Origin of the sequence: Enterobacter sp. MGH 4 (assembly GCF_000534735.1) — a bacterium.
In the GTDB taxonomy this organism is placed as follows: Bacteria; Pseudomonadota; Gammaproteobacteria; order Enterobacterales; family Enterobacteriaceae; genus Enterobacter; species Enterobacter intestinihominis.
Genome location: NZ_KI973289.1, coordinates 2,316,574 through 2,333,203, shown reverse-complemented (window position 1 = coordinate 2,333,203; position 16,630 = coordinate 2,316,574). Strand labels below are relative to the sequence as shown.

Below are 16,630 nucleotides of genomic sequence, written 5' to 3'. Positions count from 1 at the left end.
GGTGAGGGCATCAGGCCGCACTGATGCCTCCTCCCCCGTCCTCCTCCCCCAATAAATCCCATCATGGTGAGCTATCCTTAACAACCCTGTGGCAAGGTGACGTCAATTTCATCAAAGGGGATTCGTGATGTTAAACGCCTGGCACCTTCCGGTTGCCCCATTTGTTAAGCAAAACAAAGACAACCTTGTGATTACGCTCTGGCTGGCAGGGGAAAATCAGCCTGAACGTGTGACCCTGCGCGCCGAAGTGGATAACGAAGAGACATCGCTGAAAATGCACAAGGTGCGCAGCCAGCCTCAGCCGGGTATTACGGCGTGGCGGGCGAATATCGATTTGCGCAGCGGACAGCCGCGTCGCCGCTACGGCTTCAAGCTGCTGTGGAACAACCGCCAGCTGTGGTTTACCCCGCAGGGCTTCAGCCGTTTCCCTCCGGCCAGGCTGGAGCAGTTTGCCGTGGATCACCCGGATAACGGCCCGCAGTGGGTTAACGATCAGGTCTTTTACCAGATTTTCCCGGACCGCTTTGCGCGCAGTGAAAAGCGCACCGCCGACCAGGACAAGGTTTATTACCATCATGCGGTCGGTCACGACATCATTCTGAAAAAATGGGACGAGCCGCTGACCGCCCAGGCGGGGGGATCGACCTTTTACGGCGGCGATCTCGACGGTATCAGCGAAAAACTGCCATACCTGAAAAAGCTCGGCGTGACGGCGCTGTACCTGAACCCGGTGTTTAAAGCGCCAAGCGTTCACAAATACGATACGCAGGACTACCGCCACGTTGACGAGCAGTTTGGCGGTGACGAGGCGCTGCTGCGGCTGCGCCACAACACGCAAAAAGAGGGTATGCGCCTGATCCTTGATGGCGTGTTCAATCACAGCGGTGATTCTCATGCGTGGTTCGACCGTCACAATCAGTCGATGGGCGGCGCATGCCATAATCCGGATTCCCCCCAGCGTGACTGGTACAGTTTTGACGAGAATGGACGCGCCCTGGACTGGCTGGGCTACCCGAGTCTGCCGAAGCTCGATTTCCAGTCGTCAACGCTTGTGAATGAAATCTACGGCGGCGAAGACAGCATCGTGCGCCACTGGCTGAAAGCGCCGTGGAATATGGACGGCTGGCGGCTGGACGTGGTGCATATGCTGGGTGAAGCAGGCGGGGCGCGGAATAACCTTCAGCATGTCGCCGCCATTACCCGGTCGGCAAAAGCGGCCCGGTCGGAAGCATTCGTCTTCGGGGAGCACTTTGGCGACGCGCGTCAGTGGTTGCAGGCAGATGCAGAAGACGCGTCGATGAATTATCGCGGCTTCACCTTCCCGCTGTGGGGCTTCCTCGCTAACACCGATATCTCTTACGATCCGCAGCATATTGACGCCGAAACCTGCATGGCGTGGATGGAGAACTATCGCGCTGGCCTGTCTCATCAGCAGCAGCTTCGGATGTTTAACCAGCTCGACAGCCACGATACCGCGCGCTTTAAATCGCTGCTGGGTAAAGATGTGGCGCGTCTGCCGCTGGCGGTGACCTGGCTTTTCACCTGGCCGGGCGTGCCGTGCATCTATTACGGAGATGAAGTGGGGCTGGACGGTAACAACGATCCGTTCTGCCGCAAAACCTTCCCATGGGAGCCTGAAAAGCAGGATCAGGATCTGTTCAGCCTGTACCAGCGTATGGCGACACTACGCAAGCAGAGCCAGGCCCTGCGCTACGGGGGCTGTCAGGTGATGTACGCCCAAGATAATGTGGTGGTGTTTGTCCGCGTCTACAACCAGCAGCGCGTGCTGGTGGCGATCAACCGGGGTGAGGCGTGTGAAGTGGTGCTGGAAGATTCACCGCTGCTGGCCGGTAAAACGTGGAAGAGCAAAGAGGGGAAAGCGACGTTACAGGAGAACGTGCTCACGCTGCCGGCGATCTCCGCTACGGTCTGGTTCGGCAGCTAAGCGCAGGCAGCATGGTTTTCACCTTTTAGATGGCGCAAATGCAACTATTTGTGTCAATCTTAACGGATCTTTTACGGTGAAGGTGGAAACATGGACGAGCTTTACATCCTTGGCTGTTTGTTCCTGGTTTTTGCGCTGGTCGTGGCCCCCGTGCTTGCGGTGATAGGCTTTAATCGAAGCACGGCGGCGCGGCAGGAGATCGCCCGGCTTCGCCAGCGCATTGAGGCGCTTGAGCAGCATGGTGTAGCTGAGAAAGCGCCGGAGCCGGTGCAGACCGCCGCGCCAGTGGAGACACCAGCGCCGGTGCCAGAGGCCGTTAACGCACCTGTCGATCCCTGGCGTCCCGAACCGCCCGTCACTGAAGCAGAACCTGCGCCTGTCCCGGCGGCAAAACGGCCTTCCGCCTTTGGCGGCATCCTGTCCTCGCTGACGCGCTGGTTTATGCAGGGCAATCCGCTGGCAAAACTGGGGATTGTACTGCTCTTCCTCGGCCTCTCTTTCCTGCTGCGCTATACCGTTGAACATTCACTGTTTCCGCTTGAGCTGCGTCTTGCCGCCACGGCGCTGTTTGCCATGGTTCTGCTGGCCGTTGGATGGCGGCTGCGGCACAGGCAGCGGATCTACGCGCTGATCCTCCAGGGCGGGGCGACCGGCGTGCTTTACCTGACCGTCTTTGGCGCATTCCGGCTGTGGCAGATGCTGCCGATGACGCTGGCGTTTGCGCTGCTGGTGGTGATTTGCGCGGCGAGCGTCGGGCTGGCCGTGCTGCAAAAGGCGCTGAGCCTTGCCATGCTGGCGAGCCTGGGCGGATATCTTGCGCCGCTGCTCCTGTCTACCGGGGACGGTAGCTTTGTGGCGCTGTTCTCCTTCTATCTTCTGCTCTCCATCGGCATTCTCGTCATCAGCATCTGGCAGCACTGGCGCGAGCTCAACCTGCTCGGGCTGTTCTTCACGTTTGGCGTTGGCGGAGTGTGGGGGCTGAGCGACTACCAGCCTGAAAACTATGTTATCTGTCAGCTGTTCCTGATTGCCAATACGCTTATTTTTGGCGTGTTTAGCGTAGCGCTGTCGCTGCGGGCGCAGGAAAAAGGTAAACAGATTATTGACGGCGTACTGCTGTTTGCCCCGCCGCTGATTGGTTTTGGGATGCAGTACGGCATGACGTCTCACTGGACGTACGGCCCGGCGCTCAGCGCGCTGGGTTATGGTGCGTTTTATCTCTCACTGGCGTTCCTCGCGCTGCGACGTTACCCCTCCATTGGGCGACCACTGATTATGGCGGCGCTGGCGATTGGCGGCGGGTTTGCCACGCTTGCCATTCCGCTGGCGCTTTCGGCGCGCTGGACGGCGATGGCCTGGGCGCTGGAGGGGCTGGGTATCCTCTGGCTGGGCGTGCAACAGCAGCAGCGGCGTATGAGCTATAGCGGGACGGCGCTGCTGGTGCTGGCGCTCGGCAGCGCGATATGGGCGCAGATGAACGGCGTCACCTCGCTGAGCCTGCTGCTTATTTTCGCAGTGCTCAGTCTTTGCTGGCTGGCTGCGGCCTGGCTGTGGCAGAAAATCGTGCTGTCGGGCAGTTGGGCGCTGCTGGTCGGTGGGCTGCTGTTCTGGTTAGTGGCGCAACTGGGTGCGTCGCAACTGATCCTCAAGACAGAATTATCGGTTCTTGCGGGCGTGCTGGCGCTGACGGCGGTGTCGGCCTGGGGATGGCGGCAGGCTGCCGCTCGTCTGGCATGGCGGGAGCTGGATGCCAGCAAATGGCTGCTGTGGCCGGTGATGCTGCTGATGGTGCTTTATCAGGTCTGGCAACAGCAGATCCTGGCAGCCGGCTGGGCAAATCTGGCCTGGTCTATTGCGCTGCCTGCCGCCCTGATGATGCTGCGGCGCGACGAAGATAAACTTCTTCCGCGCATCGCAATGGGGCTGCATCTGTCGCTGTTGTGGATGATTTTACTCGCCATGGCCGCCGAGCTTTACTGGTTTGCCCGCTCCCTGCCATGGGGCATGGCGGCCTGGGGAAGCGGCATTGCGATGGCTGTCGGCGGTGGGGTGATTATGGCGCTCTCCGCGGCCGTACGGCGTCGCGGGTGGCCGTTCCGGGTATGGCCTGCGCTCTACGCCTGCCTTGCCGTGATCCCTGTGGTTGTGGCGCTGGTGGTATTGCTGGTCGTGACTAATTTCCAGGACGGGGTAGTCTATCGACAGACCTGGCTGCCGCTGGTGAACCCGCTTGAGGAAGGGGCGGCGTTCGCGCTGCTGGGGCTGGTGGTGTTTTATCGGGCAGTGGATCGCCACTATCCGGCATCGCTTGCTCAGTCCCGACCGTGGCCCGCCGTTGTGCTGATGGCGCTTGGCTTCTGGTGGCTAAACGGCGCGCTGCTGCGCGCGCTGGCGTGGTACGGCGAGGTGGCCTGGAATATGGAGTCGCTGTGGCATTCGCGGCTTATCCAGACCACCTTTGCCCTGTTCTGGATGTTCTGCGCGCTGGTGGTCATGATCCGCGCCACCCGTCAGGCCTCCCGTCAGCAGTGGCTTGGCGGTGCGGTGCTGCTGGGGGTGGTCATGCTCAAACTGATGCTGGTGGACAGCGCGGGCGGTGGCGGCCTGGCGCGTGCTGTCGCGTTTATTGGCGTGGCGATCCTGGTCCTGATTGTGGGCTATTTCTCGCCGCTACCGCCTAAAGCAGGAGAAGAAAAATGAAATGGATGAATGCGGTTGTTTGTGCGGCACTGCTGGCCGTGGCCGGTCCGGCATTCAGCGAGGGCGCGCCGGTGGAATCCCCGCGGGATTATGCCTATGGCCTGTCCCTTGATACCTCTGCCTCTTCGCCGTGGTATCGGGTCATGCTGCCGCTGGCGGTTTATCAGCAGAGCACATCGCCCGATCTGCGCGACGTGCGCGTGTTTAATCATTCGGGCGAGCCGGTACCGTTCAGCTTGGTTACCACGACGCGTCCGCAGCCAGCACCGACCACCACGGCGCTGCGCCTCTTTGCGCTTAACGCCTCGCCGGGCGGGGAAGAGGGCAGTGGCGATAAAATTATGTTACGTGCCAGAAACGGCGTGGAGATTGTGCTGGAAGGGCAACACGCGGCGGCTGCCGGACAGCATTATCTGCTGACCCTGCCGGAAAACGCGACGGAGGTTCCGCTCTCTCAGCTCCAGCTTTTCTGGGACACGCCGCAGGGCTCGTGGCAGGGGACGGCATCGGTCTATTACAGCGAGGATCTAAAAAACTGGTATACCCTGCGCGAAGAGATGCCCCTGCTGGACGTGATGAGTGGACAGGATCGCCTGAAGCTCGACCGCATCGATACCGATCTGGTGTTATCTCCTGAGGCGAATCGCTATCTGCTGCTGGTGCTGAACACGGGGCGTTCAGCCCTGACGTTAACCGGCGTCAACGCGATTAACGCTCCTGCGCAGCCGGAATCAGAGCACATTAGCCTGGCGGGAGAGGGGGAGCGGCTATCCGATAGCGAAGCCGTGTGGCGCTGGACGCATCCGCAGCCTCTGAGTGCGATAGCCTTCATGCTGAATGGCGACGGCGTTCTCCCGGCAGAAATAGCCTGGCGGGGGGCGGACAAGGATCGGTGGCATACGCTGAAAAAAGAGGTGATCTACCAGCTCGGCGGCAAAACGTCTGAACCTGTTCCGCTCCCGGGCGGGCTGGTCGAGGCGGTAAAAATCAAGACCTACAATGCGCGTTTGCCAGAGAACCTGCCGGGCGTGATCGGGCAACGCGTGCGCTATGATCTGGTGTTCAACGCGCAGGGAAAGGGGCCGTATCTGCTTGCGTGGGGGAACGGGGCTGCGAAACCGGCAAGCGTGGAGACGGATATGCTGATCCCGACCGAACTGCGTAAAACCTACGCTCTGGCAGCCCTGCCGATGGCGGATACGCTGGAACCTGTCCCGCTGGGCGGCGAGGCGCGTTTAACCGCGACGTCTGCGGCTGAGCAGGAAAGCAGAATGAAAACGCTGATGGTCTGGGGCGTACTGATCGTCGGGGTGATGGTGCTTGCGGGTATGGCATGGCGCATCTGGCGCGAGGTAAAAAAAGACGGCGCAGCATAAGCCATAAAAAAACCCGCGTAGTCGCGGGTTTTTCGTAAACCGTGCCGATTACAGGCTGGATACGTTCTCAGACAGGTATTTAGCTACGCCGTCTGGGGAAGCCGCCATACCTTCTTTACCTTTTTCCCACTGAGCCGGGCACACTTCACCGTGCTCTTCGTGGAACTGGAGCGCGTCAACCATGCGCAGCATTTCGTCGATGTTACGACCCAGCGGCAGATCGTTCACAACCTGGTGACGAACGATGCCGTTCGCGTCGATCAGGAAAGAACCACGCAGCGCAACGCCAGCGTCCGGATGTTCGATACCGTAAGCCTGCTGGATTTCGCGTTTGATGTCCGCAACCATCGCGTATTTCACCGCACCGATGCCGCCGTTTTCGACAGGGGTGTTACGCCATGCGTTGTGTACAAATTCAGAGTCGAAGGAGACGCCAACCACTTCCACGCCACGCTTCTGGAATTCTTCGTAACGTTTGTCGAACGCGATCAGCTCAGACGGGCAAACGAAAGTGAAGTCCATTGGCCAGAAGAACAGAACGGTCGCTTTACCGTTGGTGTGCTGTTTGAAGTTGAAGTTTTCAACGATTTCACCGTTGCCCAGAACGGCGGCAGCTGTAAAATCCGGAGCCGGACGAGTTACCAGAACCATATGATTCTCCTGTAGATACTAAGGTTATTTGGAACGCAACGCGGGCCAGTATAGAGGCAGCGCGGGAATAAGACAAAGAGGTGGTAACAATCGTTCCACCAGCTTTTACCTATCAATCGAACCGGCATCACAGTTCTTTATTTTTCGCCTGCGCCATCATGCGCGGGTAGAACTGCCAGAAGCGCGTCTCCAGCGCGTCATAATGTTCGTCCAGGTCGTGCCAGGAGTCGCGCAGCGCGTCCAGACGCGGTCGACGGCTGGCCATGCCGTTGAGCACGTTCTGAATGAAATCCATCTCGCGGTAACGCTCCAGCCAGCGTTCAGACCACAGATAGTTATTCAGATTCACAAAGCGCGGTGGGGAGTCCGGCAAAATGATCGACACCTGCGCGTGGGCGTAGCGCACAAACTCAGGCAGCGACATATCAGGCGACAGCTGGGACCAGTGGCGCGACAGGAAATGATCCCACATGACGTCGAGCGTGATCGGCGCCACGCGTCGCGTTTCGGGGCGGAACCAGGCTTTGGCTTCCGTCACTTCCGGCAGGTTATCGGTCAGCACGTCGATGCGGCGGTGCATAAAAATCCCGTCGATAACCTCGGGGGAATAATCTTCCGCGGGGTTGCCGCGTACGAAATCGGCCAGCAAATTGCCGGAGAGGGAGCTGTCCGCGAGGTGAGCGAGATGCAGGTGAGCGAGAAAATTCATGCGTTTTATTCGTCCGGTGGCGGCTAGTTGTTGCAGCAAAAGGGTGTGAGCACTAGACTATGCCGCCTGTTTTTAAGTCACGAGTATACGTCATGCGCGTCGCCGATTTCTCCTTTGAACTACCTGAATCCCTGATTGCTCACTACCCCATGCCTGAGCGTAGCAGCTGTCGCTTGCTGTCACTGGACGGGCCAACGGGCGCGCTGACGCACGGTACTTTCACCGATCTGCTCGACAAGCTCAACCCTGGCGATCTGCTGGTCTTTAACAATACCCGCGTGATCCCAGCGCGTCTGTTTGGCCGTAAAGCCAGCGGCGGCAAGATTGAGGTGCTGGTCGAACGTATGCTCGATGATAAACGTATTCTGGCACATATTCGCGCATCCAAAGCGCCGAAGCCGGGCGCTGAACTGCTGCTGGGTGATGACGAGAGCATCAAAGCGACCATGACCGCGCGTCACGACGCGCTGTTCGAGGTGGAGTTCAACGACGAGCGCACGGTGCTGGATATCCTCAACGCCATCGGCCACATGCCGCTGCCGCCGTACATTGAACGCCCGGATGAAGAAGCCGACCGCGAGCTGTATCAGACCGTCTACAGCCAGAAGCCTGGCGCAGTGGCGGCGCCAACGGCGGGCCTGCACTTTGATGAACCGCTGCTGGAAAAGTTGCGCGCCAAGGGCATTGAGATGGCCTTCGTGACGCTGCACGTCGGCGCGGGGACGTTCCAGCCGGTGCGCGTGGACAGCATCGAAGACCACATCATGCACTCTGAGTATGCCGAAGTGCCGCAGGAGGTGGTTGATGCGGTGCTGGCGGCGAAAGCGCGCGGTAGCCGCGTCGTGGCCGTCGGTACAACGTCGGTACGTTCCCTTGAGAGCGCTGCGCAGGCCGCGAAAAAAGAGCTGATTGAGCCCTTCTTTGGCGATACGCAGATCTTTATCTACCCGGGCTATCAGTACAAAGTCATTGATGCGCTGGTGACCAACTTCCATCTGCCTGAATCGACGCTGATTATGCTGGTCTCCGCGTTTGCGGGGTATCAGCATACGATGAACGCCTACAAGTCTGCGGTAGAACAAAAATATCGCTTTTTTAGCTACGGTGACGCGATGTTTATCACGTACAATCCGCAGGCTTTGAATGAGCGTGTCGGGGAATAAGTCCGCGGCACCGTGTTACAACGTTGGACTGTTTTTCTGACGTCGGAGAAAAAATGAAATTTGAACTCGATACCACCGATGGCCGCGCGCGTCGCGGTCGCCTGGTGTTTGATCGCGGCGTGGTAGAAACCCCCGCGTTTATGCCTGTGGGCACGTACGGCACCGTAAAAGGAATGACGCCGGAAGAAGTTGAAGCCACTGGCGCACAGATTATTCTCGGCAACACCTTCCACCTGTGGCTGCGTCCAGGCCAGGAGATCATGAAGCTCCACGGCGACCTGCACGACTTCATGCAGTGGAAAGGCCCCATCCTCACCGACTCCGGCGGTTTCCAGGTCTTCAGCCTGGGCGATATCCGTAAGATCACCGAGCAGGGCGTACACTTCCGTAACCCGATCAACGGCGATCCAATCTTCCTCGATCCGGAAAAGTCTATGGAGATTCAGTACGATCTCGGCTCCGATATCGTGATGATCTTCGACGAATGTACGCCATACCCGGCGGACTGGGACTATGCCAAACGTTCCATGGAGATGTCCCTGCGTTGGGCGAAGCGTAGCCGCGACCGTTTTGACTCCCTGCAAAACAAAAATGCGCTGTTCGGCATTATCCAGGGCAGCGTTTACGAAGATTTACGCGATATCTCGGTTAAAGGTCTGGTAGAGATAGGCTTTGATGGCTACGCTGTCGGCGGTTTGGCTGTGGGTGAGCCGAAGGAAGATATGCACCGTATTCTGGAGCATGTCTGCCCGCAAATCCCGGCGGATAAACCACGATACCTGATGGGTGTGGGTAAACCAGAAGATCTGGTGGAAGGCGTACGTCGCGGCATTGATATGTTCGACTGCGTTATGCCAACCCGAAACGCACGTAACGGTCATCTGTTCGTTACCGATGGCGTGGTGAAAATCCGTAACGCGAAGCATAAGAGTGACACCAGCCCGCTCGATTCCGAGTGCGATTGCTATACCTGTCGCAATTATTCTCGCGCGTATCTGCATCATCTCGATCGTTGCAACGAGATTTTGGGGGCGCGTCTCAATACCATTCATAATCTTCGTTATTATCAGCGCTTAATGGCTGGTTTACGTAAGGCTATCGAAGAGGGTAAATTAGAGAGCTTCGTGACCGATTTCTACCAACGTCAGGGGCGGGATGTTCCACCGTTGAACGTTGATTAATTTTAATAATGAGGGAATTTGAATGAGCTTTTTTATTTCTGATGCGGTAGCAGCAACGGGTGCACCAGCGCAGGGCAGCCCGATGTCTCTGATTCTGATGCTGGTTGTGTTCGGTCTGATCTTCTACTTCATGATCCTGCGTCCACAGCAGAAGCGTACTAAAGAGCACAAAAACCTGATGAACTCCATCGCGAAGGGCGATGAAGTCCTGACCAATGGTGGCCTGGTGGGTCGCGTAACCAAAGTAGCGGAAAACGGCTACATTGCTATCGCCCTGAACGACACCACTGAAGTGGTTATCAAACGTGACTTCGTAGCTGCCGTTCTGCCGAAAGGCACCATGAAGGCGCTGTAATCCCAACTTTTCCCAAAGGGAACTGCCGTGTTAAACCGTTATCCTTTGTGGAAGTACATCATGCTGGTCGTCGTGATTATCGTCGGCCTGCTGTACGCGCTTCCCAACCTGTATGGTGAGGATCCGGCCGTTCAAATCACTGGCGCGCGCGGTGTCGCCGCCAGTGAGCAAACGCTGATCCAGGTCCAGAAAACGTTACAAGAAGAAAAAATTACCGCTAAGTCTGTGGCACTGGAAGAGGGCGCAATTCTTGCTCGCTTCGACACCACCGACACGCAGCTCCGCGCACGTGAAGCGCTGATGGGCGTGCTGGGTGATAAGTATGTCGTGGCGCTTAACCTTGCTCCTGCAACCCCACGCTGGCTGGCTGCGCTGAACGCAGAGCCAATGAAACTGGGTCTTGACCTGCGTGGCGGCGTTCACTTCCTGATGGAAGTGGATATGGATACCGCGCTCGGCAAGCTACAGGAACAGAATATCGACAGCCTGCGCAGCGATCTGCGCGATAAAGGCATTCCGTACACCACCGTACGTAAAGAAGATAACTACGGCATGAGCATCACGTTCCGCGACAGCGCGGCACGCGATCAGGCTGTGACCTATCTGTCTCAGCGTCACCGCGATCTGGTGATCACCTCTCAGGGCAGCAACCAGCTGCGTGCGGTAATGACCGACGCGCGTCTGAGTGAAGCACGTGAGTACGCCGTTCAGCAGAACATTAACATTCTGCGTAACCGTGTAAACCAGCTGGGCGTGGCTGAACCACTTGTACAGCGTCAGGGTGCTGACCGTATCGTGGTCGAACTGCCAGGTATCCAGGATACCGCCCGGGCGAAAGAGATTCTGGGCGCGACGGCGACTCTGGAGTTCCGTCTGGTTAACGCCAACGTTGACCAGGCTGCTGCGGCTTCAGGCCGTGTGCCGGGCGATTCCGAAGTGAAACAGACCCGCGAAGGCCAGCCGGTTGTGCTGTACAAACGCGTGATCCTGACCGGTGACCATATCACCGACTCCACTTCAAGCCAGGATGAGTACAACCAGCCGCAGGTTAACATCTCGCTGGACAGCGCAGGTGGCAACATCATGTCTAACTTCACCAAGGACAACATCGGCAAGCCGATGGCGACCCTGTTCGTGGAGTACAAAGACAGCGGTAAGAAAGACGCCAATGGCCGTGCCGTGTTGGTGAAAGAGGAAGAGGTGATTAACATCGCCAACATCCAGTCTCGTCTGGGTAACAGCTTCCGTATTACCGGTATCAGCAACCCGAACGAAGCGCGTCAGCTCTCTCTGCTGCTGCGTGCCGGTGCGCTGATTGCGCCAATTCAGATTGTTGAAGAGCGTACCATCGGTCCAACCCTGGGTATGCAGAACATCAAGCAGGGTCTGGAAGCGTGTCTGGCCGGTCTGGCGGTGTCCATCATCTTCATGATCTTCTTCTATAAGAAGTTCGGCCTGATTGCGACCTCCGCGCTGATTGCCAACCTGGTGCTGATCATCGGTATCATGTCCCTGCTGCCGGGGGCGACGCTAACCATGCCGGGTATCGCGGGTATCGTTCTAACCCTTGCGGTGGCGGTCGACGCCAACGTACTGATAAACGAACGTATCAAAGAAGAGCTGAGCAACGGTCGTTCTGTACAGCAGGCGATTGAAGAAGGCTACAAAGGGGCGTTCAGCTCCATCTTCGATGCGAACGTAACAACACTGATTAAGGTTCTTATCCTGTATGCAGTGGGTACTGGCGCGATCAAAGGCTTTGCGATTACTACCGGTATCGGTGTCGCAACGTCGATGTTTACCGCTATTGTCGGCACCCGTGCCATCGTGAACCTGCTGTACGGCGGCAAGCGCGTCAAAAAGCTGTCTATCTGAGGAGTGCGTTGTGGCACAGGAATATACTGTTGAACAATTGAACCACGGCCGTAAAGTCTGGGACTTTATGCGCTGGGACTACTGGGCCTTCGGCATTTCAGGTTTTCTGCTGATCTTGTCCATCGTCATTATGGGCGTGAAAGGCTTTAACTGGGGTCTGGATTTCACCGGTGGTACGGTGATCGAAATTACCCTGGAAAAACCGGTCGATATGGACCAGATGCGTGAGTCTCTGCAAAAAGCGGGCTTTGAAGAGCCGCTGCTACAGAACTTCGGCAGCAGCCGCGACATCATGGTGCGTATGCCGCCGGTACACGATGCCAACGGCAGCCAGGAGCTGGGCAGCAAGGTCGTTCAGGTTATTAACGAAACGACCAGCCAGGATGCAACGGTTAAGCGTATTGAGTTTGTCGGCCCGAGCGTTGGTGCTGACCTGGCGCAGACCGGTGCGATGGCGCTGCTGGTGGCGCTGATCTCGATTCTGATTTACGTCGGTTTCCGCTTTGAGTGGCGACTGGCGGCAGGCGTGGTTATCGCTCTGGCGCACGACGTGGTGATCACCATGGGCATACTGTCTCTCTTCCACATTGAGATTGACCTGACGATTGTGGCATCCCTGATGTCCGTTATCGGTTACTCACTGAACGACAGTATCGTGGTATCTGACCGTATTCGTGAAAACTTCCGTAAGATCCGTCGCGGCACGCCGTACGAAATCTTTAACGTGTCGTTGACCCAGACGCTGCACCGTACGTTGATCACCTCCGGCACCACCCTGATGGTGATCCTGATGCTGTTCCTGTTTGGTGGCCCAGTGCTGGAAGGCTTCTCGCTGACCATGCTGATCGGTGTGTCTATCGGTACGGCCTCGTCTATCTACGTCGCGTCCGCGCTGGCGCTGAAGCTGGGCATGAAGCGCGAGCATCTGATCCAGCAGAAAGTCGAGAAAGAAGGGGCGGATCAGCCGTCCATTCTGCCGTAAGAGTCTTATGCGGTATCGAAATCCCGGCCTGCTGGCCGGGATTTTTTTTGTCTACTCCTGACAGTATGCATACCGCTGCTTCCGGCTCGACCGGTGCCTCAATATTGTGCAGACGGAGAGACGCTTTAGCGAAAGTGCGGACAGAGCTCTGGCAGATTTTTTGCGGAAGGTGAAGCAGTAAAAAGCCGGGTGGCGGCTACGCCTTACCCGGCCTACATTCGGATCGTAGGCCCGGCAAGCGCAGCGCCACCGGGCGAAGTCCGCACAGGTTAGAAGTTGTAACCCACGACCAGGTAACCACCCCAACCGGTAGAGCGAACGCTGAAGTCGCCGTTGCCGAAGTTCAGGCTGGCGTCGTCGTTCCACTGGCCACCGTTGTGCCAGTAACGCGCAACAACAGAGTAGTGCCAGTGATCGTAGTTCAGCGCCAGGATGTGGCTGGAGGCGATGGAGTTACTGGTACGAGCATGCTTCCCGTTGTTGTCATAGAAGTTATCGTCGCCCAGGTCTGAACCCCAGTCAAAGTTGGTGAAGCCGATATAGCTCAGGTTACCGCCCCACAGCTGAGTGATTGGCACAAAGTATTTCACTTTGAAACGGTAGCCATCCCACTCGTTCTCATTTGATGCGCCATAGTTCTGCCACTGGTATTTCGCATACACGTTCAGTGACAGGCTCATTGGCAGGCCGGTTTCGATGTCAGTACCCAGACCCATATACCAGGTGCTCTGTTCCTGAGAATCGTTGCGACCCATGTCATAGATGTAGTTGTTCGCGAAGTACCACTCTTTGAACGGACCAAACGCCAGGCTGGTTCCGGTCAGTTTGTCGATAGAGAAACGCGGTTCGATTTCCATGAACAGCGGGGAGCCATTGTTCCAGATACCTTTCGCATCGGAGTTACCGCCGAAGAATACCGGCAGATCGACGTAGCCGTAGAAATCAAACCAGTCTTTTTTAGCGAATGCTTCGTACTCGAGGTAAGTATCGTTGCGGATCTGCGGCCCGAAACGGGTGTGGTAGCTGCCTACCACGTTAACGCTCTGGTGCCACCAGTCGGAGAGATATTGTGGTTTGTCGTTTTCCGCTGCGTTAACAGTGAAAGAGGAGGACAGTGCCAGCACGGCGCCAGCTGCGAGTAATGTTTTTTTCATAATCATGCCACTGATTGAAATTCCCTTCCGGGAGTGAAAAATGCGCGAATTGCGTTTCTAAATATTTCGTGTTTCTGCGGAGCCTATTATAGGAATCCTTGCTCACAAAAATATGTGTTGTTTCACATATCTCTCACATACGTAATCGATTGCGTTCACGTTTGCGTACTTTAAACGGCCGGGATTGTAGCGGCAATCATTTATGTTGCCAATCCATACGAAATGTAAATGTTAGCGGAGTGACATTTCACTCCGCTAGAAGGGCGGGTTATTGCGCGGCAGGTTGAATGTCGTGAATGCGGATAAAGCCCAACTGTTCTGGCGTCAGTCCGCTCAGCTGGAGCGGGATATCAACATCGCTCGGTGCCAGCGTGCTGGCGGGGGCAGTGAAGAGCTGATTCTTCACGTTCACTTCCTGATAGCTCTCCGTGGTGCCCTGAATCTGGCCCCACTCTACGGTGCCGCTGAAGGCGGGAAGCGGATCGTTGGATTCACCCTGAATGCGTAATGTTGCGCGCGTACCATCGGCATTCGCTGCAACATTCACCAGAGACATCTTTAGCGTGCCAATCTGGCTGTTCAGACGCGCGGGCGTGTTTGCGCCCGGCAATAAATAAACGCCATTGCTGGATTTGGCATTCAGCGCGTTCTGCTGGGTGATCTTCACGGTTTCTTTATTAAGTTTGTCCATCGCCACATTGAGCGTATTCACGCTTTGTTTCATCTCGCGAACTTCACTTTGCTGTGCGCAGGCGCTGAGCGTGAACAGGCTCCCAACCAGCACTATTTTCAGGTAACGTCTTGACATTGCGTTTAATTCCTTGAAATCACACATTGCTGCAATGGTAGACAGGATAGTGGCGTCAGGCATAGATCCTTTGTCTCAAAAAGCTCTTCCTTTGTTGTCGGGCCAGTTCAGGGTAAAATAGAAATCAGTTAACCAGATAACAGGGACATCGTATGCATTGCCCATTTTGCTCCGCTGTGGATACCAAAGTCATCGACTCACGTCTTGTAGGCGAAGGGTCTTCCGTGCGTCGTCGTCGGCAGTGTCTGGTGTGCAACGAGCGTTTTACCACCTTCGAGGTGGCAGAGCTGGTAATGCCGCGCGTGGTAAAAAGTAACGATGTGCGCGAACCGTTCAATGAAGAAAAACTGCGTAGCGGGATGCTCAAGGCGCTGGAAAAACGGCCCGTCAGCTCCGATGACGTCGAAATGGCGTTAAATCATATTAAATCTTATCTGCGGGGGCTAGGTGAGCGCGAAGTGCCGAGCAAAATGATCGGTAACCTGGTGATGGAACAGCTGAAAAAGCTCGATAAAGTCGCCTATATTCGCTTCGCCTCCGTTTACCGCAGCTTCGAAGACATTAAAGAGTTTGGCGAAGAGATCGCCCGCTTACAGGATTAAGCCTATGCAGGACGAGATGTACATGGCGAGAGCCATGAAGCTGGCGCAGCGCGGTCGGTTTACCACTCACCCTAACCCTAATGTCGGGTGCGTCATTGTTAAAGATGGCGAGATCGTGGGTGAAGGTTTTCACTACCGCGCAGGCGAGCCGCACGCTGAAGTGCATGCCCTGCGCATGGCGGGGGAGAGGGCGCGTGGCGCGACGGCTTACGTGACGCTGGAGCCATGCAGTCATCACGGGCGCACGCCTCCGTGCTGCGAAGCACTGATTGCGGCGGGAGTCTCGCGCGTTGTCGCCGCCATGCAGGATCCTAACCCGCAGGTGGCGGGCCGCGGGCTGTATCGTCTGCAACAGGAAGGGATCGACGTCAGTCACGGCCTGATGATGCAGGATGCCGAAGCCATCAACAAAGGCTTCCTGAAGCGTATGCGCACCGGTTTCCCGTTTATCCAGCTTAAGCTTGGCGCGTCACTGGATGGCCGCACGGCGATGGCGAACGGCGAGAGCCAGTGGATCACCTCGCCACAGGCAAGGCGCGATGTGCAACGTCTGCGCGCACAAAGCCATGCTATTCTCACCAGCAGTGAAACGGTGCTGGCTGACGATCCGGTCCTGACCGTGCGCTGGGATGAGCTGAATGCGGATACCCAGGCACTCTATCCGCAGGAGAACCTGCGTCAGCCGCTGCGCATTATTATTGATAGCCAGAACCGCGTGACGCCGGAGCACCGCATCGTGCAGCAGCCGGGGGAAACCTGGATTGCCCGCACCAAAGAAGATACGCGCGAATGGCCGCAAGGCGTGCGCAGCATTATGGTGCCGGAACACAACGGGCATCTCGATCTGGTGGTGCTGATGATGCTGCTGGGTAAACAGCAGGTCAACAGCATCTGGGTTGAAGCCGGTCCGACGCTCGCCGGCGCGCTGCTCCAGGCAGGGCTGGTGGATGAGCTTCTGGTCTACGTTGCGCCTAAACTGTTAGGTAACGACGCGCGCGGCCTGTTTGTGCTGCCCGGCCTTGAAAAACTGGCCGATGCGCCGCAACTCTCATTCAGCGAGATTCGTCCGGTAGGCCCGGATGTCTGCCTCCATTTAACGACAGCGTAATTGCTCCTGAAATAGGGAAGC

The 16,630-nt window shown here is 57.0% G+C and carries 14 protein-coding genes and 1 pseudogene; 11 read left to right on the top strand and 4 right to left on the bottom strand.

The window, feature by feature from the left end:
- The first annotated feature begins 127 nt into the window (after positions 1 to 127).
- The 3 genes from malZ (at position 128) to L350_RS11405 (ending at position 6,021) form a co-directional block, all read left to right on the top strand.
- Positions 128 to 1,945, top strand: a complete 1,818-nt coding sequence (gene malZ / locus L350_RS11395; protein ID WP_032624764.1) for a maltodextrin glucosidase — start codon at positions 128 to 130, stop codon at positions 1,943 to 1,945.
- Positions 1,946 to 2,035: 90 nt separating this feature from the next.
- Positions 2,036 to 4,645, top strand: a complete 2,610-nt coding sequence (locus L350_RS11400; protein WP_032624762.1) for a DUF2339 domain-containing protein — start codon at positions 2,036 to 2,038, stop codon at positions 4,643 to 4,645.
- Positions 4,642 to 6,021: a DUF3999 domain-containing protein gene (locus tag L350_RS11405; RefSeq protein WP_032624761.1), complete on the top strand. Its 1,380-nt coding sequence runs from the start codon at positions 4,642 to 4,644 to the stop codon at positions 6,019 to 6,021. The genes L350_RS11400 and L350_RS11405 overlap by 4 nt, the downstream gene beginning before the upstream one ends.
- A gap of 48 nt (positions 6,022 to 6,069) precedes the next feature.
- On the opposite strand, the gene L350_RS11410 is transcribed toward L350_RS11405, so the two are convergent.
- Together L350_RS11410 and acpH are read right to left on the bottom strand one after the other, a co-directional pair.
- On the bottom strand, positions 6,070 to 6,672 hold the full coding sequence (locus L350_RS11410; RefSeq protein ID WP_003859113.1) for a peroxiredoxin C: 603 nt from the start codon (positions 6,670 to 6,672) through the stop codon (positions 6,070 to 6,072).
- 127 nt (positions 6,673 to 6,799) lie between these two features.
- The gene (gene acpH / locus L350_RS11415; RefSeq protein ID WP_032624760.1) at positions 6,800 to 7,381 is read right to left on the bottom strand and encodes an ACP phosphodiesterase; all 582 of its coding nucleotides are present in this window, start codon (positions 7,379 to 7,381) and stop codon (positions 6,800 to 6,802) included.
- Between the two features lie 92 nt (positions 7,382 to 7,473).
- Here acpH and queA point away from each other — a divergent pair, with 92 nt between their 5' ends.
- The 6 genes and pseudogenes from queA to L350_RS24240 all read left to right on the top strand — a co-directional run.
- Positions 7,474 to 8,544: a tRNA preQ1(34) S-adenosylmethionine ribosyltransferase-isomerase QueA gene (gene queA, locus L350_RS11420; RefSeq protein ID WP_022647221.1), complete on the top strand. Its 1,071-nt coding sequence runs from the start codon at positions 7,474 to 7,476 to the stop codon at positions 8,542 to 8,544.
- 53 nt (positions 8,545 to 8,597) lie between these two features.
- Positions 8,598 to 9,725, top strand: a complete 1,128-nt coding sequence (gene tgt / locus L350_RS11425; protein WP_003859110.1) for a tRNA guanosine(34) transglycosylase Tgt — start codon at positions 8,598 to 8,600, stop codon at positions 9,723 to 9,725.
- A 22-nt stretch (positions 9,726 to 9,747) separates the two neighbouring features.
- Positions 9,748 to 10,080, top strand: coding sequence for a preprotein translocase subunit YajC (gene yajC, locus L350_RS11430; protein WP_003859109.1), 333 nt, complete (start codon positions 9,748 to 9,750; stop codon positions 10,078 to 10,080).
- A 27-nt stretch (positions 10,081 to 10,107) separates the two neighbouring features.
- On the top strand, positions 10,108 to 11,955 hold the full coding sequence (gene secD, locus L350_RS11435) for a protein translocase subunit SecD (protein ID WP_032621613.1): 1,848 nt from the start codon (positions 10,108 to 10,110) through the stop codon (positions 11,953 to 11,955).
- A gap of 10 nt (positions 11,956 to 11,965) precedes the next feature.
- On the top strand, positions 11,966 to 12,937 hold the full coding sequence (gene secF / locus L350_RS11440) for a protein translocase subunit SecF (RefSeq protein ID WP_003859105.1): 972 nt from the start codon (positions 11,966 to 11,968) through the stop codon (positions 12,935 to 12,937).
- Between the two features lie 70 nt (positions 12,938 to 13,007).
- A pseudogene (locus L350_RS24240) lies at positions 13,008 to 13,118 on the top strand (DNA-binding transcriptional regulator); the annotation flags it as partial.
- Positions 13,119 to 13,206: 88 nt separating this feature from the next.
- Here L350_RS24240 and L350_RS11445 read toward each other — a convergent pair.
- Both L350_RS11445 and L350_RS11450 read right to left on the bottom strand, forming a co-directional pair.
- Positions 13,207 to 14,091: a nucleoside-specific channel-forming protein Tsx gene (locus tag L350_RS11445; protein WP_032621817.1), complete on the bottom strand. Its 885-nt coding sequence runs from the start codon at positions 14,089 to 14,091 to the stop codon at positions 13,207 to 13,209.
- Positions 14,092 to 14,359: 268 nt separating this feature from the next.
- The gene (locus L350_RS11450; protein ID WP_032624927.1) at positions 14,360 to 14,899 is read right to left on the bottom strand and encodes a SadB/YajI family lipoprotein; all 540 of its coding nucleotides are present in this window, start codon (positions 14,897 to 14,899) and stop codon (positions 14,360 to 14,362) included.
- 152 nt (positions 14,900 to 15,051) lie between these two features.
- On the opposite strand from L350_RS11450, the gene nrdR reads away from it, so the two are divergent.
- Positions 15,052 to 15,501, top strand: coding sequence for a transcriptional regulator NrdR (gene nrdR, locus L350_RS11455; protein WP_003859099.1), 450 nt, complete (start codon positions 15,052 to 15,054; stop codon positions 15,499 to 15,501).
- A 4-nt stretch (positions 15,502 to 15,505) separates the two neighbouring features.
- Positions 15,506 to 16,609 (top strand): bifunctional diaminohydroxyphosphoribosylaminopyrimidine deaminase/5-amino-6-(5-phosphoribosylamino)uracil reductase RibD, encoded by a 1,104-nt coding sequence (ribD, locus tag L350_RS11460; protein ID WP_022647225.1) that lies wholly within the window; start codon positions 15,506 to 15,508, stop codon positions 16,607 to 16,609.
- Positions 16,610 to 16,630 lie beyond the last annotated feature (21 nt).